The sequence below is a fragment of the Paenibacillus rhizoryzae genome, from assembly GCF_059686995.1.
The window spans coordinates 103639-127228 of record NZ_JCAALT010000002.1 but is presented as its reverse complement, the minus strand read 5'-3'; the positions used below and the strand labels follow the sequence as shown (position 1 = coordinate 127228).

The 23590-nt window shown below is 50.5% G+C and carries 21 protein-coding genes; 14 read left to right on the top strand and 7 right to left on the bottom strand.

Features of this window, described 5'->3' with window-relative positions; all coding sequences use genetic code 11:
- Positions 1–273 precede the first annotated feature (273 nt).
- The 3 genes from yhbH to AC6ESO_RS05890 all read right to left on the bottom strand — a co-directional run bounded on the left by yhbH (position 274) and on the right by AC6ESO_RS05890 (position 3402).
- Positions 274–1434 carry a sporulation protein YhbH gene (gene yhbH, locus AC6ESO_RS05900; protein WP_090981871.1) on the bottom strand — a complete coding sequence of 387 codons (1161 nt, stop codon included), beginning with the start codon at positions 1432–1434 and terminating at the stop codon, positions 274–276.
- Positions 1435–1640: 206 nt separating this feature from the next.
- Positions 1641–2174: a GDYXXLXY domain-containing protein gene (locus AC6ESO_RS05895; protein WP_497090591.1), complete on the bottom strand. Its 534-nt coding sequence runs from the start codon at positions 2172–2174 to the stop codon at positions 1641–1643.
- Positions 2167–3402 (bottom strand): DUF2157 domain-containing protein, encoded by a 1236-nt coding sequence (locus AC6ESO_RS05890; RefSeq protein ID WP_497090590.1) that lies wholly within the window; start codon positions 3400–3402, stop codon positions 2167–2169. Before AC6ESO_RS05890 ends, AC6ESO_RS05895 begins: the two co-directional genes overlap by 8 nt.
- Before the next feature lie 213 nt (positions 3403–3615).
- Between AC6ESO_RS05890 and AC6ESO_RS05885 the strand changes: the two genes are divergently transcribed.
- The 6 genes from AC6ESO_RS05885 to AC6ESO_RS05860 all read left to right on the top strand — a co-directional run bounded on the left by AC6ESO_RS05885 (position 3616) and on the right by AC6ESO_RS05860 (position 11936).
- Positions 3616–4785 (top strand): GntR family transcriptional regulator, encoded by a 1170-nt coding sequence (locus AC6ESO_RS05885; RefSeq protein WP_497090589.1) that lies wholly within the window; start codon positions 3616–3618, stop codon positions 4783–4785.
- Between the two features lie 209 nt (positions 4786–4994).
- Positions 4995–6410 (top strand): extracellular solute-binding protein, encoded by a 1416-nt coding sequence (locus AC6ESO_RS05880; RefSeq protein ID WP_497090588.1) that lies wholly within the window; start codon positions 4995–4997, stop codon positions 6408–6410.
- A 35-nt stretch (positions 6411–6445) separates the two neighbouring features.
- Positions 6446–7363, top strand: coding sequence for a carbohydrate ABC transporter permease (locus AC6ESO_RS05875; RefSeq protein WP_497090587.1), 918 nt, complete (start codon positions 6446–6448; stop codon positions 7361–7363).
- A gap of 17 nt (positions 7364–7380) precedes the next feature.
- Entirely contained in the window at positions 7381–8271 is an 891-nt protein-coding gene (locus AC6ESO_RS05870) for a carbohydrate ABC transporter permease (RefSeq protein WP_497090586.1), read from the top strand.
- 47 nt (positions 8272–8318) lie between these two features.
- A complete protein-coding gene (locus AC6ESO_RS05865; RefSeq protein ID WP_497090585.1) occupies positions 8319–11084 on the top strand; it encodes an alpha-mannosidase in 2766 nt (921 codons plus the stop codon).
- A gap of 63 nt (positions 11085–11147) precedes the next feature.
- Positions 11148–11936: a phytanoyl-CoA dioxygenase family protein gene (locus AC6ESO_RS05860; protein ID WP_497090584.1), complete on the top strand. Its 789-nt coding sequence runs from the start codon at positions 11148–11150 to the stop codon at positions 11934–11936.
- A 72-nt stretch (positions 11937–12008) separates the two neighbouring features.
- Here AC6ESO_RS05860 and AC6ESO_RS05855 read toward each other — a convergent pair whose 3' ends face one another.
- Positions 12009–12455: a hypothetical protein gene (locus AC6ESO_RS05855; RefSeq protein WP_497090583.1), complete on the bottom strand. Its 447-nt coding sequence runs from the start codon at positions 12453–12455 to the stop codon at positions 12009–12011.
- 80 nt (positions 12456–12535) lie between these two features.
- Between AC6ESO_RS05855 and AC6ESO_RS05850 the strand changes: the two genes are divergently transcribed.
- Both AC6ESO_RS05850 and AC6ESO_RS05845 read left to right on the top strand, forming a co-directional pair.
- Complete coding sequence (locus AC6ESO_RS05850) at positions 12536–12916, top strand: DUF423 domain-containing protein (RefSeq protein WP_494818493.1); 381 nt, start codon at positions 12536–12538, stop codon at positions 12914–12916.
- A 606-nt stretch (positions 12917–13522) separates the two neighbouring features.
- Positions 13523–15427 carry a putative bifunctional diguanylate cyclase/phosphodiesterase gene (locus AC6ESO_RS05845; RefSeq protein ID WP_497090582.1) on the top strand — a complete coding sequence of 635 codons (1905 nt, stop codon included), beginning with the start codon at positions 13523–13525 and terminating at the stop codon, positions 15425–15427.
- A gap of 39 nt (positions 15428–15466) precedes the next feature.
- Here AC6ESO_RS05845 and AC6ESO_RS05840 read toward each other — a convergent pair whose 3' ends face one another.
- The gene (locus AC6ESO_RS05840; RefSeq protein WP_497090581.1) at positions 15467–15994 is read right to left on the bottom strand and encodes a hypothetical protein; all 528 of its coding nucleotides are present in this window, start codon (positions 15992–15994) and stop codon (positions 15467–15469) included.
- Between the two features lie 207 nt (positions 15995–16201).
- Between AC6ESO_RS05840 and AC6ESO_RS05835 the strand changes: the two genes are divergently transcribed.
- The gene (locus tag AC6ESO_RS05835) at positions 16202–16507 is read left to right on the top strand and encodes a YunC family protein (protein ID WP_475781982.1); all 306 of its coding nucleotides are present in this window, start codon (positions 16202–16204) and stop codon (positions 16505–16507) included.
- Between the two features lie 82 nt (positions 16508–16589).
- On the opposite strand, the gene mtnA is transcribed toward AC6ESO_RS05835, so the two are convergent.
- Both mtnA and mtnK read right to left on the bottom strand, forming a co-directional pair.
- Positions 16590–17654 carry an S-methyl-5-thioribose-1-phosphate isomerase gene (gene mtnA / locus AC6ESO_RS05830; protein WP_497090580.1) on the bottom strand — a complete coding sequence of 355 codons (1065 nt, stop codon included), beginning with the start codon at positions 17652–17654 and terminating at the stop codon, positions 16590–16592.
- A gap of 21 nt (positions 17655–17675) precedes the next feature.
- Positions 17676–18896 (bottom strand): S-methyl-5-thioribose kinase, encoded by a 1221-nt coding sequence (gene mtnK / locus AC6ESO_RS05825; protein WP_497090579.1) that lies wholly within the window; start codon positions 18894–18896, stop codon positions 17676–17678.
- A gap of 134 nt (positions 18897–19030) precedes the next feature.
- Between mtnK and AC6ESO_RS05820 the strand changes: the two genes are divergently transcribed.
- From AC6ESO_RS05820 to sufU, 5 genes are all read left to right on the top strand, one after another.
- Positions 19031–19630, top strand: a complete 600-nt coding sequence (locus AC6ESO_RS05820) for a DUF1802 family protein (RefSeq protein ID WP_497090578.1) — start codon at positions 19031–19033, stop codon at positions 19628–19630.
- A gap of 196 nt (positions 19631–19826) precedes the next feature.
- A complete protein-coding gene (gene sufC / locus AC6ESO_RS05815; RefSeq protein ID WP_494818499.1) occupies positions 19827–20606 on the top strand; it encodes a Fe-S cluster assembly ATPase SufC in 780 nt (259 codons plus the stop codon).
- Between the two features lie 20 nt (positions 20607–20626).
- Positions 20627–21934, top strand: coding sequence for a Fe-S cluster assembly protein SufD (sufD, locus tag AC6ESO_RS05810; protein WP_497090577.1), 1308 nt, complete (start codon positions 20627–20629; stop codon positions 21932–21934).
- Positions 21931–23157 (top strand): cysteine desulfurase, encoded by a 1227-nt coding sequence (locus AC6ESO_RS05805; RefSeq protein WP_497090576.1) that lies wholly within the window; start codon positions 21931–21933, stop codon positions 23155–23157. The genes sufD and AC6ESO_RS05805 overlap by 4 nt, the downstream gene beginning before the upstream one ends.
- Positions 23144–23569, top strand: coding sequence for a Fe-S cluster assembly sulfur transfer protein SufU (sufU, locus tag AC6ESO_RS05800; protein ID WP_475781975.1), 426 nt, complete (start codon positions 23144–23146; stop codon positions 23567–23569). Before AC6ESO_RS05805 ends, sufU begins: the two co-directional genes overlap by 14 nt.
- Positions 23570–23590: the final 21 nt, after the last annotated feature.

The following is a 23590-nucleotide window of genomic DNA, read 5'->3' as shown; positions in this document are numbered from 1 at the left end:
GTAAAATGGGGCTTCTTGTTACCCGAAAACCGCCAAATAGAGCCGCTACGATTCGTTAGAATTATTTCGGAGCTATTATCGGGCAAATAAGCCCCGTACGATTCGTTAGAGTAATCCAATGTGCGTTTAGCGAAGGGAACGTTAGGCCTTATATTAGTAAGCTGCTGGAGCGTGGAATGCGACCAGGAGAGGCAGCGCGGCAGTACGAGGTAGCTGTCCCAATGGAAAAGGCTGCCACCCAAGCGATAAACACGCTTTTGCGGCAGCCTTTATTTAAACGACCAATTCCCGCTTACGGAAGAACGACTTCAACGCGTTATACACTTCGCCTTTCTCGCGGATAACGTAGTGCATGAAGTTTGGCAAATTGATATGCTTATACGCCGACATGAGCGTACTGGAGCGATTGTACTGGTTAACCTCACCATAGCCGAATAAGTTCGCCCGCTTGAGCAGCTCGCCGATCAATTTCACGCAGCGTTCGTTGTCGCTGGTTAGATTGTCGCCGTCTGAGAAGTGGAACGGATAAATATTGTAGAGCGTCGGAGGGAAGCGGCTGTCGATAATATCGATCGCTTTAATATAAGCGGAGGAACAGATTGTACCGCCGCTCTCGCCGCGGGTGAAGAACTCTTCTTCCGTGACTTCTTTGGCTTCGGTGTGATGCGCGATAAACACGATCTCTACATTCTCATACTGATGCCTCAGGAAGCGGGTCATCCAGAAGAAGAAGCTGCGGGCAACATATTTCTCGAAGGAACCCATCGATCCGCTCGTATCCATCATGGCCAAGATGACCGCATTAGACTGCGGCTTGATGATTTCTTCCCACGTCTTGTAGCGCAAATCATCCGGCGAAATGCCGTGAATACCCGGCACGCCGCTTGTCGCATTCCGTTTCAGGTTCTCTAGGATCGTCCGTTTCTTGTCGATGTTGGACATAATCCCTTTCTTACGTATATCGTTGAAGCGGATTTCTTTGGTCTCCAGCTGATCGCGATCCTTCTGCTTCAGGAACGGCAGCTCCAGCTCCTCGAAGAGCATCGTTTCCAGCTCGGCGAGGCTGATCTCGGCCTCTACGATGTCATCCCCCGGCTGGTCGCCGGCATTCTCGCCTTTGCCGCCTTTCTGGGCGGAAGCAGGATCAACGCCGAGCACGTCGCCGACTTGGCTGTCGCCATCGCCTTGGCCGACATGCTTATTTTTGTTGAAATTATAGACGAAGCGATATTCATCAAGGCTGCGGATCGGAACTTTGATGACATGCTTCCCGTCGGACATGACAATGTTTTCTTCCGAGACGAGGTCGGGCAAATTTTGCTTTATGGCTTCGCGCACTTTCTGCTGGTGCCGTGCTTGATCCTGATGTCCTTTGCGATGCAGTGACCAGTCTTCACGAGACACGGTGTAAAGCGTACCTTCATTTTCAGCCATGCCTGGGCACCTCCCCATACCGATTGAGCTTGAAATATCAGCAAGGATAACGTTGGGGTATCCTTTTCTGATATTTTTTAGTGAAGAAACGTATCGCGCCTCCCGAGCGGATGGCGGAAGCCATTTCTTCTTATTGTTATTCATTCTATTCAAGTCTCGCACGGTTATGTGAAGCAAAATTGGCCCAATTCTAGCAATCTGGCAGTCTAAGGCTGAATTCTTTCAATGATAGCACTGCCCCAAGGAGCTACTTTTACGTGGACGATAAGCTTGCCGGCGCGCTCCTCCAGCTCTTTGCCCGTGTTCTCTTCCACATAATATTGCTCCAGTCCATAGGTGATCCGAAGCGAGTCATCGGTGGTATACTGCACGCGGCCTTTCAGCACGACCTCACCTGTACCGCGAGCCGGCTTACTGTCATACACGCCTTTTATTTCGTAAGTTGAAGTATCTTCATCGCGGGCAAGCAGCACATAAACCGTATCGCCGCCCTCAGCCTTGTCGCCGGTTTCTTTCCAAGCAGACCAAGAGGCATTGTTAATCGCATAATTGAGCTGCACATAATCGCCATACAGCTGATCGCGAGGATCAACCGGGACGGTACGAAGCGTGATTTCCTTGCCAACCCAGAGCGCTGAATAATGGAAGCCGGCGATGCCGCCAAGGAAGAGCAGCTGAACCGCGACGAGAATAATCAGCCAAACATTGCGGCGGGGTTTGATCATGGTTTGGTCATTCATGCGGCTTCTCCTCCTCCTCATGGAGCTCGACCAGAAACTGTTTCTTTCGGCGATTCAAAAACCAGCTCAGAGCAAGCAGGATGATGCCGCCAAGGATGAAAAAGATGGATTTGTCCATAAAATCCCACGCCAGCTTACCATAAGCCGCCATCGTACTCGTAAGGAACAGCAGCGTGCCAAGGTTGATTTTGACGGCCCATTCTTCTGCGTAACCTCTCCACAGCAAGTACAGGGAGAACGCGAACAATACGATCAAATAAGCAGCATCCGCGCCGTGAGACAAGTAGAAGAAGGGGAGGGCCAGCAGCCAATCCGGGCTCGACATGAGGCGGTGATTCCGATATTTTCCCGCTAGCGAAAGCGCAAACAATACGACAAGCGCGAGGCCGAACCATAAGGGTTGTGCCGACAGGTCCTTTAAGAAGGATGAATCGTTGCTATCGTTCCAGAACAGGACGATAAACAGATTGTGGACAAACGCCGCGACGAGCGGGATCGCTTGAAACGGATAGACGGATTTACGTTCTCGGGTCCAATCCATTAAGCTATACAGCAGCCAGATCGGGATGAAGAACCAGGAGAAAGCCCAGTCATTCACGGTGACAAGAAGGATGCTCTGAATCGTAAAGCTGGCAGCGAGACACCAAGCCAGCAGGGTGCTGGGACGTTTCAGCCAGTAATAGCCAAGTCCAAGCATCATAATCGCAAGAGCCACATAACTAAAATGATTGAATTCTGTCGAATTGTACCATTGCAGTCCACTGAAAATTAGCAAGCTTAGCAGGAACAGGTAGCGGCTCTTGATGAGATAAGTGAGCAGCACCCCGACCGTTCCCCAAACGATAAACGAGGTCACATCATAGGCTTGCAAATGAAACATTTGACCGGTGAGCACGATGCCAGCTCCGAAGGTAAGGAGCCCAAGCCCAATGAGAGCTGTACCTAGCTTCTCGTGATCTCTCCTGCGGAAGGCTTCTCCAGCGCCATAAAATCCAACCATAATGACCGCGATAATTATGAGCCGCATAAGCTGCGGGATTTGTCCCCAGTTCGCCGCAACGAAGCTGAGGATGCCAAGGCCAACCAAAATGCTTCCTAATATAGGGATAATCCCGATGGCGCGCTTCTGCTCCGGATAACAAGCGAGAATGCGTTGTAATTGTTCGGGGGTGATGATACCTTGCCGAGTCCAGGAAGGACCCTCTTGCTGCAGCCATTTTCTGCTCATCTGCCGCACCTCTTTCTCTCTTCTTACTTTCAGTATAGTCAACAATATTTCAAAACATAGTACTAACTTTACCTGGTACCGGCGAGAAGCCTTGGTTGAGATTTGAACCCTATGTCATGGATGGAAATCCTATTGCATAATATGTCATATTGGTTATAATACAACTATACAAGTTAGTAGGGTGATTGATCCGATCAGATTGGAGGTTTTCATATGCAAGACGGAAGGATTCCGATCTATCAAGTCATACAAGATTTTATTAAGAATCAAATTCAGACAGGCGTTTGGAGTCCGGGCGATAAAATTTTTACGGAGAAGGAGCTCATGGAGAGGTTTGAGGTGAGCCGAATAACAGTATCCAATGCGCTGACGGGACTTACCAAGGAAGGCTGGCTGAACCGGATCCAAGGCAAGGGCAGCTATGTGCACGATATGGCGTTGTCGCTGCGAAACCCGGCGCAATCCGGTACAGGCATGTCTCCGCCAGCAGAACAAGAAGAAAGCCGAAACGTGATTGGACTGATTTTGCCTAACATAAGCGATTTCTTCTCCATGAGAATGAATAAAGGCATTTCCAAGGCATTGAAACAATCCGGCTACAATTTCGTGCTCATGCTGTCGGAAAACTCCAAGGACCGTGAGGCTGCAGCCATCCGAGAGCTGCTGTACATGGGCGCTTCCGGCTTAATTATCTTCCCAGTCGATGCAGAAACCTATAATGAAGAGATCTTAAGGCTGAAGCTCGAGCGGTTTCCACTCGTTATTATTGACCGGTATTTAACCGGCATTGAGACGCATTTCATCGGCTCTGATGGGGTAGAAGCATCGAGACTGGCTGTCAATCATCTCTATGAGCTCGGCCACCGGGATATCGCCATTTGCTCAGATGTTCCGCTGTCTACGACCACGATTGAGCAGCGGCTGTCCGGCTATATGAAAGCGCTCAAAGAACTCGGGGAAATGATCAATCCGGCCATGATGCTGACCGATTTCTATGTCGATTACGAGCGGGAGGAGCTCGACGAGCAGCATCCGCTCTTCCGGTACGTCAAGAATGGGCTTGCAACGGCGTATATTACGCTGAACGGTACGATAGCACTGCATTTGTACCGGATCGTCCGCCATCTCGGACTCGAAGTGCCGAAGGATATCTCCATAGTGACCTTCGATAATTTATCGCCGAGCCGTGAATTCAACTTCTTCACCTATATTGATCAGCACGAGGAAACCGTAGGAAGAGTGGCGGCGGAGCAGCTGCTTGAACTCTTGGACGACACGGGGAAGATGAACCAACAGGAGACAAAGTATCGGAAACTGCTGATCGAACCTCACCTCGTTTCGAGCGTTTCTACGGCAGCCTGCCCGGTTCGCGCCAAACAATAAACGCCTTTAGAGCTCTTCCTGCGGAAGAGTTCTTTTTTATGGAGGTTTTCGACAAAAGAAGCCGTTGACAATAAACTTTCTTTGGGAGTAATATATCGACATATCATATAATACATATGTAGGGAGGTGCAGCTGAAAGTCCGCTGACATCATGATTTGAAATTGGTTTGGTCCACAAGCAATTTAAGAGGCGAGAGGAGTTTGGGTCAATGAAGGGGAGCAAATGGGTTTCTTCGATCTTGTCCATCTTCGTGGTGTTGACACTCGTTTTATCAGCTTGTTCCGACAATTCGGGCAACAAAAATGAAAGCGGTAACAAAAATAACGCAGCAGCTACAACGAACAACTCGACCAGTTCCGATACGGCTTCGACGTCGACGGAATCGGAGAATGACGGCAGTAATGACACTGCAGCTGCTCCCGCAGCCGAGCCGTTTGAATTAACGGTTTGGAGCCATAACGTAGCCAATGCCATGCCGGAAGCCAACGATCCGACAGCGACGAAGATTTATGACTTCATTCAGAAGAAGATGGAAGAGAAATTTCCGGGCATTACGATTAAATATATCGACAAAGGCTGGGCAGATACGCTTCGTCAAGCGATCATGGTTGCCGTAATGGGCGGGAATCCGCCGGATGTAGCAGACGGCGAAGACTTCATTCCGGAGTTTGCGCGTATCGGTGCTCTTCTGGAGGTTCCGCAGGATGTAGCGGCTCAGCTTGCTCCCGGTCCAATGAAAGCAGCTATGCATGACGGCAAGCCGTACGCGGTTGCACAGATGACGGGCGTATTCAGCCTTGTCTATAACAAGGATGTTATGGCGAAAGTCGGGCTTGATCCGAATACACCGCCGAAAACATGGGATGAATGGCTCGATATGTCCAAGAAAGCGACTGCGGCAGGCAAAGGAGAATACTTCGGCTCGATCGTTCAGAACATGGGTCTGGGCGGAGCATTCCGACTTGCGCCGTTCATGCGCCAAGTAGGCGGAGACTTCACGAATGCGGATTGGTCGCAGGTGACCTTCGATTCGCCGGAGAACCTCAAAGCGCTGACATTCCTGCGCGAGCTTGCCAAAACAGCGCCTCCGGGCTCTACGTCCATGACGGATGAAGGCCAATTCTTCAACCTGCTGAACAGCGGGAAGGTGGCATTTGCCGTTAATGGTCCTTGGCATATCGCATGGGGCAAATCCATGGGCTGCACAAACTGCGGCTTTGCACCGCTGCCGGTGCCGGAAGCCGGTAAAACCGGCAACGTCATTGTAGGGAACACGCTCTTCTATGCGCTCAAGCAATCGAAGCACCCTGAGGCTGCGATTGAGTTCCTGACGATTCTGGCGAGCAAAGAATACCAAGAGCTTGAAGCAAATGCGACGGGCCGGCTTCCAGCCAATATGGAAGCAGGCAAGAACGCTGACTTGCTCAAAGCCTATCCGGAGCTTCAAGTGTTCAACGATATCGTAGCGAACGAGCAAAGCGCTCCATTGCCGGTTTATCCGAAGAACGGTCCGCAAATCTGGGAAGCGTGGTATAAAGCGCAGGATATTACGCTGACAACAGATAAACCGATCGAGGACGCATTGAAGGATGCACAGAAAACAGCCGAGGAACAGTTGAAATGAGTAGGGTTGAGATCAAGAAGGAGACTCCCCGGGCGATGCCCGGGGAGAATTCCTCGTCCATCCTGCAGCGGCTGATACCTTTCTATAATCGCCACCGTGACGGTGTGATCGGTTATTCTTTACTTGCGCCTATGTTTGTTTTTTTCGCTGTTTTCTCCTTATTCCCGGTGCTGTTCGTTATTTATTTGTCCTTTACGGAATGGAACGGCGTACTTGGGTTGCCGAAATGGGTGGCGCTTGACAATTTTCACCGCTTCTTTACGACCGGCGATTATTTAGTTACCCTGCTGCATGCAGGCTTATATGGGTTGTTAATTCTGGTTGGCTGTATGTCGATCGGCTTCTTCATCGCACTGCTGCTGAATCAGAAGGTGAAGGCGGTCGGCCTGTACCGTACGCTTTGGTATTTGCCTGTCCTCGTATCCTTTGCGGTCGTCGCTCAAATTGCGAACGCGGTTCTTGATCCGGTTACCGGCTTAGCGCGCAAAGTGATGGAACGGTTCGGAATGGAGCCGATTATATTCCAACAAAGCGTCTTCTGGATGACCTTCTGGCTCATTCTCATTTCCATTTGGAAAGGTATCGGCGGCACGGTCATTATCTATTTGGCCGGGTTACAAGGGATTGATACGACGCTTTATGAAGCGGCAAAGGTTGACGGGGCTACGAGGTTCAAAATTATGCTCTACGTGACGCTGCCATCGCTCCGACCGATTACGATGTACATCGCCATTATGGGTATTATCGCAAGCTTTCAGATCTTCGAGCCGGTGCAGCTCCTGACTCATGGCGGCCCTCAGGGCCATACCAATATTATTTTGCACCGGATCTATCAGGATGCCTTCCAGTCCTTCAACATGGGGATGGCCAGTGCCTCTTCCGTCATGGTGCTGCTGTTCACTTTCACGTTAACGATGATTCAATACCGCATTTCGCAGCGAAACCAAACCTAAGGGAGGAACGCTAAGACATGGTTAATGAACGAGGCAAGCTTGAAAGTTTCGCGATTTACTTGCTGCTCATTGTCGGAAGTGCCGTCATGTTCTACCCGTTCCTCTTTCAGGTGATGGCTTCCATCGGCTCGAACAAAGATTATTACGACTCGATTCTGCTGCCAATCCCGACTGAAATTAATTTGGAACGCTACGTTCATCTCTTTCAAAACTCACTGATTTTCCGCTATTTCGTCAACACGGCGCTAAGAAGTATTTATTACATCGCGGTTACCTGTTTTGTGTCGCTCATCGCTTCTTACGTATTTACCAAGCTTCGGTTTAAAGGACGCGATACGGTGTTCGTCATCTTCCTCACTTCGATGATGATCCCAGGTCAAGTGACGCTGATTCCGACGTATCTGCTGTTCGCTCGTTTTCCTCTGTTAGGCGGCAATGATTGGCTCGGTCAAGGCGGTCACGGCATGATCGATACGTGGGGAGCGCTGCTGCTCGGAAGCGGGATTGTGAACATTGCAGCTATATTTCTAGTGAAGCAAACGATGGAGTCGATTCCGTTCGAATATGAGGAGGCAGCCCGAATTGACGGTGCCGGCGTATTCTGGACGATATTCGGCATCTATTTTCCGATGGTTCGCGCTGTCCTTGCAGTCATTGTCATTACGACGTTTATTGCGATTTGGAATGATTATTTGTGGCCGCTTGTGGCCATTAACAACCCGAATATCCAGGTCATCAATACAGGCGTTACCAGCTTGCTCACGACGATGATGCAAAGCGGCCAAGTGCCGGAATATCCCGATTTCTTTGCTCTGACTGCCATTGTCGTGCTGCCTCCGATTCTGGTGTATTTGCTGCTCCAGCGTAATTTCATTCAAGGCTACGCGATGGCGGGGATAAAAGGGTAAGAGCTCCCTGCGGAATAACGCCTATTTGGCCTGTTTAGGAGGAACTCATGACGAAGTTATCTTCCATTAAAACGGTTTACGTCGTATCCCATACGCACTGGGATCGGGAATGGTATCAGGACTATCAAGGGTTTCGCACAAGGTTGGTCTATATGATCGACGAGCTGCTGGATACGATGGAAGCCAATCCGGATTATCGTTATTTTCTGATGGATGGTCAGACGATTGTCATTGACGATTATTTGGAAATCCGTCCGGAGCGCAGGGAGCAGCTGACGCAGTATATTCGGGAGTCCCGCATTGGAGTAGGGCCTTGGTATGTGATGCCGGATGAATTTCTGGTCAGCGGGGAGTCGCTCATTCGTAATTTGCAGACAGGCTTCCGCGAATCGCGCAAGCTGGGCACAGAGCCGGTCAAATCAGGCTACATCCCTGATATCTTCGGCCATAACAGTCAGTTTCCGCAGCTGCTGCGCGGGTTTGGCATCGATAATGCGGTGCTGTTCCGCGGCTTCCACGGCGATAGCGATCCGGCCGAGATGGAGTGGGAGGGAGCAGACGGAAGCCGGGTGCTCGGTCTGAAGCTGGATGAAGACCGAGCTTACGGCGACTTCTACTTCTTTCTCCGCTGGCCGTTCGTTGACCGGGAATTCCGCTACGAGGAGCCGGAGCTTATCGAACGAGCCCAGTCGATGCTGGCTTATAAGAACAAGCGAGCAACGACAGATATTATGATGGGCATGGACGGCGTGGATCATATTGAAATCGAGCCTCGTCTGCCATGGTTGCTGCAAACGCTGAATGAGTCTGAATCGCTGGAAGGCGTTAAATTTATGCATGCCACGCTGGAGCAATACTTGGAGGCGCTACGAGGCAAAGTCAGCAATTTGAAGCTGTATCAAGGCGAGCAGCGTACCAATGGCTTTAATGGCATCAATAACTGGGTGCTGGTGAACGTGTTGTCGTCCCGCATCCACTTGAAGCAGCGGAATCAGCAGTGCGAGCTTCTGCTTGAGAAATGGGCCGAGCCATGGGCGGTCTTCGCAATGCTGGAAGGAAGGGCTTATCCGCGCGTCTTTCTGGAGAAGGCTTGGCAGTTTCTGCTGCAAAATCATCCGCATGATTCCATCTGCGGCTGTTCCATCGATCAGGTCCATCAGGACATGATCTATCGTTTCGATCAAAGCCGCCTTATCGCGCAGCAGATGAACCATGAGCAGCTGCACTATTTTGCTAACCATATTGATCCGAGCGGGCTAGTCGGTCCCGATATTCTCGTCGTGTACAATCCGCTTCAAGATGCCGAAGAAGGCGTCATCATCGTAGATGCGGAGCTCCTGCATGACAGCGCCGGCGGGCTGAAATCCATCGTGCTTGGCGGCAGTTTCCTACAACTGCGAGATGGCAACGGTCAATTGCTGGATTGCCAGGTCGTGGAGATCGCGCGCAATAAAGTGAGGCGTGTCCGCAAATATCGCGATATTCCAAGCGGGGAGACGGTGGATCGCCTCAAGCTGGCATTCAAAGGGAACATTCCTTCCTGCGGGTATGCGGCATTTTCGATTGAGAAAGTGGTCATTCCGGTGCCGGCTTTCGGGGAGTACAGCATGACGCCGCTCGTGCAGCCTCGTCGTCTTCTGGGGACAATGAAGGTCAACGAGACGACATGGAATAACGGCCGAATCGAAATGCGCGTGAATGAGAACGGCACGATTCGAGTGACGGATGTGCAAAGCGGCAAGGTCCACGATGGTCTGCTGTTGTTTGAAGATGCGGCTGATATCGGCGAGGGCTGGAATTATGTGGCGCCGGCTAATAATGCGATTTTTCATTCCGCCGGCTGCCGCGCTGTGATTTCAACGGTCACAGATGGGCCGCTGGTCAGCATTGCATGTGTGGAAATCACCTTCATGGTGCCGGCTGGCATTACGCATGATGATACAAGCCGCCGCGACGATAAAGTCGGTTTAGTGATTCGCACCTACCTGGAGCTTCGCAACGACGATCCCGTGCTGCGCTGTAAAACGATCGTGAACAATACGGCGCGTAATCACCGGTTGAAGCTGCTCTTCCCATCAGGGATTCAAACCGACCATTACTATGCGAGCACGCCGTTTGATCTTGTTAAGCGCCAGATCCAGCAGATCGACGCTGCGGACCACTTGGAAACCGCCCGAGGGGATGCGCCATATAACGGCGTTGTTGCTTTGCGGGATGATACAGCGGGATTGGCGCTGTACTCGAAGGGGCTCTATGAGATGGCGATGAAAGAAGACGAGGCGCGCACGGCCGCGCTAACGTTATATCGCAGCACGGATAAGGAAGTGCTGTGCGACGGCGGGGATGGCGGTCAGCTCCTCCGCGAGATGAGCTTCGAATATGCCATCAGGCCATTCGAGGCGCAGAAGGTCTCGCTGCCAGCCTTATGGGCGGAGCGCGAGCAGTTTGCCGCCGGCTTGCAGTCGTTAACGGTGCGTAGGGATGACATTCGTTATGAATCGCTGCAACGCCGAGAGCGAAGCCTGCCATCCGTCCATTCCTATGTCCAAGTGGACAATGGCTCCATCCGTATAAGTGCGCTTCAGCAAGCGGAGCGGCTGACGAATGGCGTTAATCTCCGTTTGTTCAACGCGTCTGAGAACGCGGAAGCGGCGGTTGTCCGGTTTGACCGTCCTATTGAGTCTGCAGAAGCCGTCTCGCTCGATGAGCAGCCGATTGCCGGCTTCACGGACCTGCATGTGAAGAATGGGACCATCTCGATTGCGCTTGGCGCCAAACGCATTCAGACGATCCGGCTGACATTTGGGTCATAGGACTAGCATATAGTGGTTAGAGTAGTATTCCATTTCTAAACTTACAGAAGGAGCGATAGCTCAATGTTGAATCCGGTAGTGTCACCAGGCGAATTAACAGAAATCGATCGTTTTATATTTGAATCATGGGGATATTTTATCATTCCGGATGTGCTGAACGCAGAAGAGGTGAAAGCATGCCTGGAAGCTTCGGAGCGTGTTCATAGAGCAGCAGGGACGGAAGGTTTCGGTCAAGTAGGGCGAGGTTATGAGACAGAGCCGGCTCTTGAGCAATTGATGGATCACCCTGCAGTGCTTCCGAAGATCAGAGGCCTGTACGGCGACCGATTCATCATGCAGTCCGGTTGGAATACGAAACAGCCGGCCTTTGGCGGGATGGGCGGATGGCATCAGGACGGCTCGGGCGCTTATGATTTCAAGAAGCTGAGCTTCCCGCAAATTCCGTTGGTGCAGCTGCGGGCTTCGTTCCTTCTCACCGATCAAACGCAGCCTCGAATGGGGAATATGGAACTTATCCCGGGCAGTCACCGCAGCCTGGTTCCGATGCCGGATGCGCTGCGCAAGGAGAAGGGCGATGTTTCGATCGGCCACGTCATTTGTGCTCCGGCAGGCTCCGTTCTGGTATTCCATAATGCGGTATGGCATCGCACCTATGCGCATGACGGCGACTATGATCGCTATACGATGCACTACATCTATAGTCCGCCATGGGTGAGAGCATCCGACAGGCTGCAAAACTCGAAGGCGTTTCTTGAGCAAACGACACCGCTCCGCCGCGCGTTGATGGGAGAATTCCATCGTCCCGATGCGCCGTTCGGAAGCGGGTATGAGGTTCCGCCATTCGAGGGTTAAATTAAAAAAGAGGAAGAGCCGCGTCGATCGCGCTCTTCCTCTTTGCTTTTTCAAGTACCTGCGTTCGAACCGTTAGCCGCCCATTGCAAGACCGATCAGGAATAAGCCGATAAATCCGACAGGAAGCAGTCCGTTTGTAACGATTCCAATAATAGAGAAGGCTTTACGTTTATTCTTGGCGCAAACGCCGACGATGCCCAGGATGAGCCCTACAATGCTGGCTCCCATGGAGCAGATAATCAGCAAGCCGGCCCCTATAATTGGCGCGTAAGTTTCGATATCTGCCATATTCGCCTCAATTTCCTGCTGAAGAGTGTTGCTGTCTGCAAAGTTGTGGTTCATAATAAATGATGTTGCAAGAATAATGGCGACGATAAAGCCGATAATGCTGATGAGTCCAATGATAAATGAAGCTATGCCAAGCTTGGATTGCGTTTTGGGCGGCTGTTCCTCATAAGCTGCCGGTATTGGAGTAAAACCGTCTTGCGGGAACTCATTCCCGCTGCCGTTTTCATTCATTGACTAGATCTCCTTTATCAATCATTTGCTATCGTACAGTTTAACGTATTTTACAGCCATTGGAAAGGATGGAGAATGGGATGTTTAACAAATATGGCGCTTACGGAGCGATCCATGCGTTGCTCGCCGTTGCGTTCGGCGCATTCGGAGCTCACGCCTTGAAAGACCGGCTTACCGATGAAATGCTGAATGTATTTGAGACCGGCGTCCGCTATCATATGTACCACGCCATCGGGCTATTCCTGATTGCGCTGGCCGCGGAAAGAATCGGACAGGGCAAGGGCATCCGCTGGGCGGCTCGATTGATGCATATCGGTATTTTCCTGTTTTCCGGAAGCTTATATGCACTCAGTCTATCCAACATTAAGCCGCTGGGCATCATCACGCCTTTTGGCGGACTTGCCTTTATCGTGGCTTGGGCTGTGGCTGCCTATTCCATCTGGAAAGCTAAGAGCAGCTAGATTTGGTTTACTAGGTTCTGGATCGCGAGGCAACTTTTGCGTATGGATGCTGTAAAGGCATCCGGGCGCTGAGGTTGCCTCTTTTCATTGCACAAAATCTGCTAGTATAGCTCTCATGTAGACCTCTAGGTGAGCTAGATCGGCTTCATTTACCGATTTGGTGCGCATGTAGACCTCCAGGTGAGCTTCATTGGCTTGATTCGCCAATATGATGTCCATGTAGACCTCTAGGTGAGCTTCATTCACTGATTCCCGCCGTGCATTAGCACGGTATGGCTCCCAGAGCCACACTTACTCGATCTCGTTCCATTATTGCCGAAAGTGTTGCTTTCTGAGCCACACTTAATCGACTTCATTCGCTTTTCGCCGAAAGTGTTGCTTTGAGAGCAACTCTTCGCTCAAGTTTATCTCGCCTCGTCGAACGTATTGCTCCCAGATCCGCTCGTCACTATCTCCGCCGAATTTCGACATTTGTTCGCTTCCGGACCTTCTCTATCACGCACGAAGCCAGTAAATATAGGAAAAAGCTGTATCCAGGTTTGACCAAAATCGTTTATAATAAACGAATGTGACGAATCATGCCGTCGAATGGAAGGAAGATGAAGTGTGCTCGTAAAGGCGGAGACATCTCCGATTCGGCCCAAGCCATCAAGGCGACTTGGAAGCGTTCGCAGTCCGTTATGGATGGCATGCCTATGTACGTTCGTTGGCATACTCATAGGCGGCGTGTGGCGTGATGACTGGGCGATTTGGCTGAAAATTGTAGCAGTGGCGGGCGTAATCTTTATCGCAATCCGTTTTATGCAAATGAACTTCGCGCGCAAACGCGATGATCAAGCTCAATCGATCCATACGCCGATTGTTGAATCTTTGCTTGCGTATAGTCCGATTGCTCTAGCTGTCATTGACCGGCAGGGGAACTTTGTGGAGATGAACGCTGCATCAAGCAGACTGCTTGGCTATGAAGCGGATGAGCTGCTTGGCCGGTCTTTTTTTCCGCTGATTGACTCATCTAACCAAGAAGCTACCTCAGCTGCTTTTGAGCAGATGCTCGAAGGCCATCTTAAGGATATGACTATCGATATTAAGCATGCTATCGGCTACACGCTCAAACTAAATATTATTACAGCACCCGTTATGCGCAGTGGCAGCTGCATCGGCGTGTTAATTATTAGCCAGGATGTTAGTGATCGCAACCGAGTCCAGGAACGTATCCGTTATATGGCGAATTATGACGACATGACAGGCTTGCCGAACCGGCATTCCTTTATGCGGCTTTTGGATGACCGGCTGACGGATGCTAGGTTCCGCAGCGAAGGTGGACAGCTGGCGATTTTCCAGCTGGATGTTGACCGCTTCAAGCTGATCAATGCCTCTTTCGGACGAGAGTTTGGCGATATGCTGCTGCTTCAAGTAGCCGAGCGACTAACCCGCGGATTGACAGATATGGATGCGGCGGCTCGCATGGAAGGCGATGAATTTGCGATTCTATATGCCCATGCCGGAGACGAGCAGGTGCTGGATCGGAAAGCGAAAGAGCTCAAGCTGCTGCTGGATGAACCGTTCGAGCTGCAAGGCTTTCCGCTTCATATCACTGCGAGCATCGGTATTGCCGTTAACCATGTGCTAGACGATGATGCCAGTCTCCTTGTGAAGAAGGCCGATCTGGCGCTGGCCAAAGTGAAAGATAGCGGTAAGAACGATTATCTGTTTTATTCCGAGGAATGGGATGACAGCTCGCGAGAGCGTCTGGCGCTTGAACATGATTTGAAGATTGCGCTCCAGAAGGAGCAGTTTGTTCTCCATTATCAGCCGCAGTACCACCTCGGTACCGGCGAAATGGTCGGCGTAGAAGCACTCGTGCGTTGGGAGCATCCGGAACGCGGGCTTGTACCGCCGGGACAATTCATCCCGCTCGCCGAAGAGAATGGTTTAATCGTACAGATCGGAGATTGGGTGCTGCGAGAGGCATGCCGGCAAAATAAAGCGTGGCAGGATGCCGGGCTTCGCCAAATTCCCGTCTCCGTCAATTTATCCATCCGCCAATTTATGCAGCAGAATCTGCATCAGAAAGTAGCGGACATTTTGCGCGAGACAGGGCTCGATGCCAGTTATCTCGATCTGGAAATCACGGAAACGATGACGATGGATGTCACGCATGCCTCACGCTGCTTGCTCGAGCTTACGAAACTCGGCGTGACGATTAGCATCGATGATTTCGGGACGGGATATAGCTCCTTCCACTACCTCAAGAACTTGCCGATCGGCAGGCTGAAGATTGACCGTTCGTTCGTTAGGGATATCCAGCAGGATCCGAGCGATGCCGCAATCGTGGCGGCTATTATCGCGATGGCGCATAACTTGAATTTACAAGTGATTGCCGAAGGGGTAGAGACGGAGGAGCAGAAGCGGTTTCTGCAGGAGCATAGCTGCGATGAAATGCAGGGTTTCTTATGGAGTCCGCCGGTGCGCGGCGCTGCGATCATCGATATTTTGAAACAAGCCATATAAAGCAAAAAGGAGCTCTCCGCGGAGGGGGGCTCCTTTTTCTTATATAAACTCGTCTATTTCGTAAAGTTTAAAGGAATACACCTGCTTCTCATCGACATGATAGACCGTTAACATTTGCGAGGATTCATCCAGATTAATAATTCGGCAAGGGATGTTCAGCTTCACGCCAAAGCCCTTGTTCACCATTAATCGAATCAAGCGATTCTCAGCTATGCATGCTTTAATGCGGTCCGTTACGAAAGTTAAATCGAGCTCAGCCGGAACAGCGGCAGCGGCTTGCTTCGGTGCATCAGGCTGCGGGGCGGGGGCGGCTGGATCTGTTTTGGATGCATTTCTTGGCGGCTTCGTTTCTTTGTCCTTCTGCTTGCTTGGGGGGATCGTTTCCAATGCTTCAATGAGACGTCCCAATTCAATGCCGGATTGAATTCGGAAGTCGGCAAAACCCGAATGATTGAGAGCATGTAACAGCCGCTCCATTGCAATTGCGTTGGTTTCACCTTCTACGAGAATGTCGACATTAAACAGGTGGGAGGACTGTTTCGCTGTAAGTTTATCTGTTAGGTTCATTATGCCACTCCATGTCGTCATAAAGTACTATAACTATATCATTAAAGGATTAATAAATGTAGTGTTTGCCAGAGCAATTTTACCGGAAAAAGGAGAATGTCCAATAGGCATTCCGTTAACACTTCGCGCCACCTGAAAGCATATAGTGAAGAAGTAATTGTGCATGAGGTTGTCTGCGATCTGCGAGGGTGGAAGGAGGTGGTTCGGATGATGCGAATGGTTCCCATTACGCTCGAAGGGGGCGCAACGGCGCTTGGAGTTGAGGTGCTTCTGCCTAAAACAACACTGCTTGCTGTGACGACGGATAAAGGCTATATCATGTGTGGAGCGCTTGATGTCGGACTTCTGAACGAACGGTTAAAAGATAGAGGCATCATTGCAGGCCGTGCGGTAGGTGTGAAGACATTGGAAGAACTGATGGCTGCGCCGCTGGAGTCTATAACGGAAGGTGCGGAGGCGCTCGGGATAACGGTTGGCATGAAAGGCGCGGATGCGCTTCTCTTGATGGTATAGATGAACAATGACAAAAGAAAGGTTGCCTCGGGCAGCGTGCTTACGCTGACCTCTAGGCAACCTTTTTCGTCGTTAATAAAGATTATTCGGCTTGAAACAGCTTCTTCAGGTTGACGTTATACGGAGGCTTAATGATGCCTTTCTCCGTAATAATCGCCGTTACATAGTCGTTTGGCGTAATGTCGAATGCCGGATTGTAGACTTTCACGCCGACCGGGGCTGTGCGTTTGCCGAAGCCTTCGGTAATCTCATTCTCATGACGCTCCTCGATTGGAATTTCAGCGCCGGATGGCGTATTCAAATCGATTGTGGACAACGGGCAAGCCACATAGAACGGAATGCCATGTGCTTTAGCGAGAACAGCAACGCTGTATGTGCCGATCTTGTTCGCGACGTCGCCGTTCGCCGCAACACGGTCCGTACCGACGATGACGGCATCGATCCAGCCTTTGCTCATCACCATACCAGCCATGTTATCGCAGATAAGGGTAACGTCTACGCCTGCTTGCTGAAGCTCGAACGCAGTAAGACGCGCGCCTTGCAGAACAGGGCGAGTTTCATCTGCAAATACCCGGAGCTTGATGCCTTGCTCCAGGGCTAGGTAGAAAGGAGCCAGTGCAGTACCGTATTTGGCTGTAGCGAGACCGCCGGCATTACAGTGCGTAAGGACGCCCATACCATCTTGGAACAACGTTAGCGCGTGTTCACCGATAAGGCGATTCGTTTCTTCGTCCTCGCTTTGAATCGTAATTGCTTCTTGAAGCAGCGACTCCTTGCAGGAGGACAGGTCCGCGCCGCTTGCGGCAAGCGCTTCTGCGCGTGCTGTCATACGATCGAGCGCCCAGAACAAGTTTACTGCTGTCGGACGCGATGTCGCGAGATGAGCAGCAGAGGATTTCACGACTTGCAGCCATTCTGCGATTCCTTCTGTTACATCGCGGCTGCCAAGAACAACGCCATATGCGGCTGCGATGCCGATTGCAGGAGCACCGCGAACCTTAAGATGACGGATGGCTTCCCACACATCTTCTGTTGTAACTAGCGGCAGATAGACAATTTCTTCCGGCAACAGCCGTTGATCGAGCAGGTCAAGCTGAGTTCCGACCCAGATGACGGATTGCAAAGCTTGATTGGTCGTAGATTCCATAAGAATGATCGTTTCCTTTCGTTATGCCTTAACAGCTGCGTTTGCTGTTTGAACGGCATCTATAAGCTGGTTAATAGAAGTAAAGCTGCGGTTCGACGTGATTAGCGTTTTGCCGATGCGAAGCGCTAGGCGCTGTGCGCGTTCCCGAACGGCGGCATCTTGGATCTTATCGATATCGGCGACATGGGCAAGACCCACAATGCGACGAACCATTTTGCAGCCTGCGAATCCGATTGTATCTTGAAGCAAGCGCCGCATGTAGTTTTCCTTGTAGCCTGGAGCAGAAGCAGCTAAGCGGTCAACACCTTGTTCGTTCCAGAGGGCTAGGAATTTCGCTTCGAATTTCGTCAAAACGTCCGTTACGGTTTGCAGCAAGTAGGCTTGGTACTCCTCGCGCTTTGCTGTTGTCTGATCCCAGCCTTCACGGGAAGCGAAGTTTAGAAGCAGGTTCGCGATGACGGCGCCGATATCAAAGCCCATTGGTCCATAATAAGCGAATTCCGGGTCGATGACTTTCGTGGATTCCGGTGTAATGAAGATACTGCCCGTGTGCAAGTCTCCGTGCAGCAACGCTTGCGAATGCGTAAGGAATTTTTCGCGAAGCAGGGCAACTTCCAGGTGAAGCTTGCCGTCGTTCCACAGTGCTTGGGCTTCGTCACGAATGGCCGGATCGAAGTTATTCGTATCGGCATCCGTATAAGGATGATCGAAGATAAGATCCTCCGTTATTTTGCACAGCTCCGGATTAATAAAGCTGCTGGTGCGCAGCTTCTTCTCTTGCTGATTATGCCCGAGATCTGAAGTGAAGAATAACGTCTGTGCAAGGAACGTGGAGATATGCTCGGCGAACAACGGGTAACGACCGCTGTTCATGAGCCCTTGGCGCATAATGACGTGATCGCTTAGATCCTCCATGATCGTAAGAGCGAGGTCTTTGTCATACAGATAGACATTCGGTACCAGCCCAGGAGCAAGCTGGCCTTCCAGAATGAGCGCTTCGCTCTCGATACGTGCACGGTCAAGGGTAAGCGGCCAAGATTCACCGACAACTTTAGCGTACGGCAGCGCCTGTTTCATGATAATGCTGCGGTTTGTAGCCGGATCCGAGATATGAAAAACTAAGTTCAAATTGCCATCGCCGATTTCACGGCTGATCAGCCCCGCACCTGGTTCAAAAACACCTTTAACTGTTCGCGCTATTTCAATAGCTTCTGCTTCACTCAATGGATGATATGTAGACATCAATAGCCCACCTCCGGAATGTAGTTGATGTTTCGCATGGCCCAAATAAATATAGTATAGCGAAATTTTTTTCGCGTTGGAATACCTTGCTTTGCTATAATACATGTAATTGTTAAGGATCGAGGGTGATAAATATGTTGATTAAGAGTGATCAATTGCAGCCGATCGCGCTCAAAGAATGGGCGGTTGCGGTAAAAGCATTGACCGAAGGCAAACAAATTATGGTGCTGCGCAAGGGTGGAATTGCGGAGGAAACGAGAGATTTTCAGCTGAAGGCGCCTCGTTTTTACTTCATGCCTGCATTCGAGCATCAAAGACCCGAGCTCTTGAAGGAGCCATTCCGGAACGACGTTCGCCAAATTATGGAGGAATGGAAACCCGGCGCGACCACGATCGAGATCCATGCTGCGGCAGAAGCAGTCGAGGATATTGAGATCTTCGATCAGGAAACGCTGAACAAATTAGAGGGTTTCCATATTTGGACCGAAACATTTGCCGAAGATAGGTTGAAGTGGAAACGAAACAAGCCGCTTCATCTATTACTGCTTCGTGTAAGTAAGCTTGCGAATCCGCTTACACTGCCTATGCAGGATCAATACACGGGTTGTAAATCTTGGGTGAATCTTCCGGATGAACTGTCAGCCATCGAGGCACAGCCGGTATTGACGGATGCCGAATTTAATCAGAGAATAAGTCAAATTCATGAAGCACTGGGACTATCGGGTACAAGCTAGGCTAGGTTATAGGCGCAGTAACATTGATTTAAGTTGAAAACTATACTAAAATATAATTGAGAATCACTGAGAATCAATTTAGAATAATTCTAAAAGAGGAATTGTTTCAATAAGTGCAAAACAGTTACGCCGTCCTAGAGCAGGCAATCTCGTTTTGTACAGAAACGTCCGAACCATCTGGAGGGAGCAGTTTACCATGGCAACACAATTCAAAATCGATGGTCTAAAAGCAGCCATCGAAGGCAAAGAAATATTGAAGGGCATCAACCTTGAAATAAAAGGTGGAGAAGTTCATGCCATCATGGGTCCGAACGGTACAGGTAAAAGTACGCTGGCTTCGGCTCTCATGGGTCATCCTAAATATGAAGTGACAGAAGGCGCAGTTGAATTGAACGGCGAGAACCTTTTGGAAATGGGCGTAGATGAGCGCGCACGCGCAGGTTTGTTCCTTGCTATGCAATATCCAAGCGAAATCAGTGGCGTAACAAACTCCGACTTCCTTCGCAGCGCGATTAACGCACGCCGTGAAGAGGGGAAAGAAATCTCTCTGATTAAATTCATCCGCCAAATGGAAGGCAAGATGAAAGAGCTTGAAATGAATCCGGAATTCATGCACCGTTACCTGAACGAAGGCTTCTCCGGCGGGGAGAAGAAACGGAACGAAATTTTGCAAATGATGATGCTGGATCCGAAAATCGTCGTTCTTGACGAAATCGACTCCGGTTTGGATATCGATGCTCTCAAAATCGTAGCTAACGGCGTGAACACCATGCGTTCCGAAGAGCGCGGCTTCTTGATCATCACTCACTACCAACGTCTTCTCAACTACATTACGCCTGACTTCGTTCACGTTATGATGCAAGGCCGTATCGTTAAATCCGGTGGCCCTGAGCTTGCTGAGCGTCTGGAAAACGAAGGCTATGACTGGGTTAAAGAAGAACTTGGCATCGTAGACGAAACCGTCGGACAGGTTTAATCGGAGGAGGAGCAAGTGAAATGAGTACACAATTATCAACTCCGGTTAACCGCCAGACTGTTTCTGCTTTATCGAAAAGCAAAGGCGAGCCGGCATGGCTTGAGGAATCAAGAATTAAAGGTGCTGAACTGGCTGAAACGCTGGAATGGCCAACTCCAGAAAAAGTCCGCATCAGCCGTTGGAATCTAGCGGCGATCGGTAACCATAAATCGCAAGCTGCCATTGCCTCTGTAAGCGAGCTTCCGGGCTCTATCGGAGAATTGGTCGCAGGTGCACAAGCCGGACTGGTTGTTCAGCGCAACAGCACAAGCGTGCTTCAACAGCTGTCGGCAGAGCTTGCTGCTAAAGGCGTAATTTTCACGGATCTTGAAACAGCAGCACGTGAACACAGCAGCTTGGTTCAACAATATCTGTATAGTGTTGTCCCGCAGGATGAGAATAAGCTGACGGCCCTTCAATCCGCGATTTGGAACGGCGGCGTTTTCCTATACGTTCCAAAGAACGTTGAAGTCGAGCTTCCTTTGCAAGCCCTGTTCTTCAGTGAAGATGCAAGTGCAACTTTTGCTCCGCGTGTTCTTGTAGTAGCTGACAGCCATAGCCGTGTAACTTATGTAGATAACGTAGTTAGCGCATACGGTGAAAGCGCAGAATCTATTGCCAAACAATCCATTGTTGAAGTAATCGTGAAGCCCGGCGCGCATGTTCGTTACGCTACGGTTCATCATATGTCTGCGAATGTAATCGACTTGACGATTCGCCGTGCCGTTGTTGAGAATGACGGCAATATCGAGTGGGTCATCGGTGATCTGCATGACGGCCACACGCTTTCGGACACGCAATCGCTGCTTAAAGGCAATGGTTCGAATTCCGACGCTAAAGTGATCAGCATTGGTACAAACTCGCAACAGATGAGCCTGACTACCGGAGCGGTTCATTTCGGACGCAATACGGAGAGTAACATGGTTACTCGTGCCGTGATGAAGGATTCAGCGACAGCCATCATCAACGGCATTACGAAGATCGAGAAGGGTGCAACAAAGTCTAACGGCGTGCAGCAAGAGAAAGTACTGATGCTAAGCCCGAAAGCGCGCGGCGATGCGAACCCGATTCTGCTGATTGACGAAGACGATGTTAAAGCCGGTCATGCGGCGAGCGTCGGACAAGTGAATCCGGAGCAGGTGTACTACTTGATGTCCCGCGGTATTTCGAAGAAAGATGCGGAGCGTTTGATCATTCATGGTTTCTTGGCCCCTGTCGTTTCGGAGATTCCGATTGATGCGGTCAGAGAACAGCTCCAGCGTCTGCTGGAAAGGAAGCTGGAAGGATGAATGTAAAAGCGATCAGAGAGCAATTTCCGATCCTTCATCAACAAATAAACGGCCATCCGCTTGTTTACTTGGACAGTGCGGCGACTTCACAGAAGCCGCGTTCTGTTATTGATGCTGTAAGCCGGTATTATGAGATGGACAACGCCAATGTACACCGCGGCGTTCATACACTCGGCTCCCGCGCTACAGACGCATACGAAGGCGCACGCGAGAAGGTTGCGGCGTTTCTGAATGCGGCAAGTACACAGGAAATTATTTTCACCCGCGGTACGACTACGGCCCTTAATTTAGTAGCCTCGAGCTATGCCAGAGCCGTTTGCGGCGAAGGCGATGAAATTGTCATCACGCAAATGGAGCATCACTCCAATCTGATTCCTTGGCAGCAGGTGGCGAAAGCAACCGGCGCGACGCTCAAATATATTCCGCTTGAGAAAGACGGATCCATCACGCTCGCAAATGCGGAAGCAACTATTACGGATCGGACGAAAATCGTCTCGATCATGTATGTGTCGAACGTACTCGGCGTTATTAATCCAATCAAAGAAATCACCGCTATTGCTCATCGTCATGGCGCTAAGATGGTCGTCGACGGCGCGCAAAGCACGCCTCATATGAAGGTTGATGTACGAGATCTGGATTGTGACTTCTACGCGTTCTCCGGTCATAAAATGTGTGCGCCGACAGGTATTGGTGCACTCTATGGCAAGAAGGCGCTGCTTGAAGAGATGGAGCCGATCGAATTCGGCGGTGAAATGATCGATCATGTGGATCTGCATGATTCCACGTGGAAGGAGCTGCCTTGGAAGTTTGAAGGCGGCACACCGATTATTGCCGGTGCAGTCGGACTTGGCGCAGCGATTGATTTCCTAACTGAAATCGGTTTGGATGAAATCGAGAATCACGAGCATAAGCTTGCTGCTTACGCGTACGAGCGTCTCAGCACCATCGATGGCATATCGATATTCGGACCTGTCGATAATCGTGCGGGTCTAGTCACATTTAATTTGAATGACGTCCATCCCCATGACGTAGCAACTGTGCTTGATACGAAGGGGATTGCGGTTCGCGCAGGCCACCATTGCTGCCAGCCGTTGATGCGATATTTGAATGTTTCTTCTACAGCCAGAGCAAGCTTTTATCTATACAATACCGAAGAGGACGTTGACAGGCTTGTTGACGGCCTCCAGCAGACAAAGGAGTTCTTCGGTTATGGAATTGGATGATTTATACCGCCGTGTCATTATGGATCATTACAAAAACCCGCGTAACCGCGGCACCTTGGACGAAGATTCGCTTACGATTAACCTGAACAATCCAACGTGCGGCGACCGCATCACATTACAGCTTCAAGTGGAAGACGGCATTGTGAAGCAAGCGAAGTTTACCGGAGAAGGCTGCTCGATCAGCATGTCCTCGGCATCGATGATGACCGAAGCTGTGACAGGCAGAACGACGGAAGAAGCACTTGCACTCGCGGAGCGGTTCTCGACCTTTATCAAAGGCGGGGAGGCTGAGTTTGAAGAGCTGGAAGATATCGAAGCTCTGTCGGGCGTCAGCAAATTCCCTGCTCGTATTAAGTGCGCAACGCTCTCATGGAATGCCCTGCGTAAAGGAATTGAACATCAGAAACAATAAAGCGCGGTTACCGCGTATGGT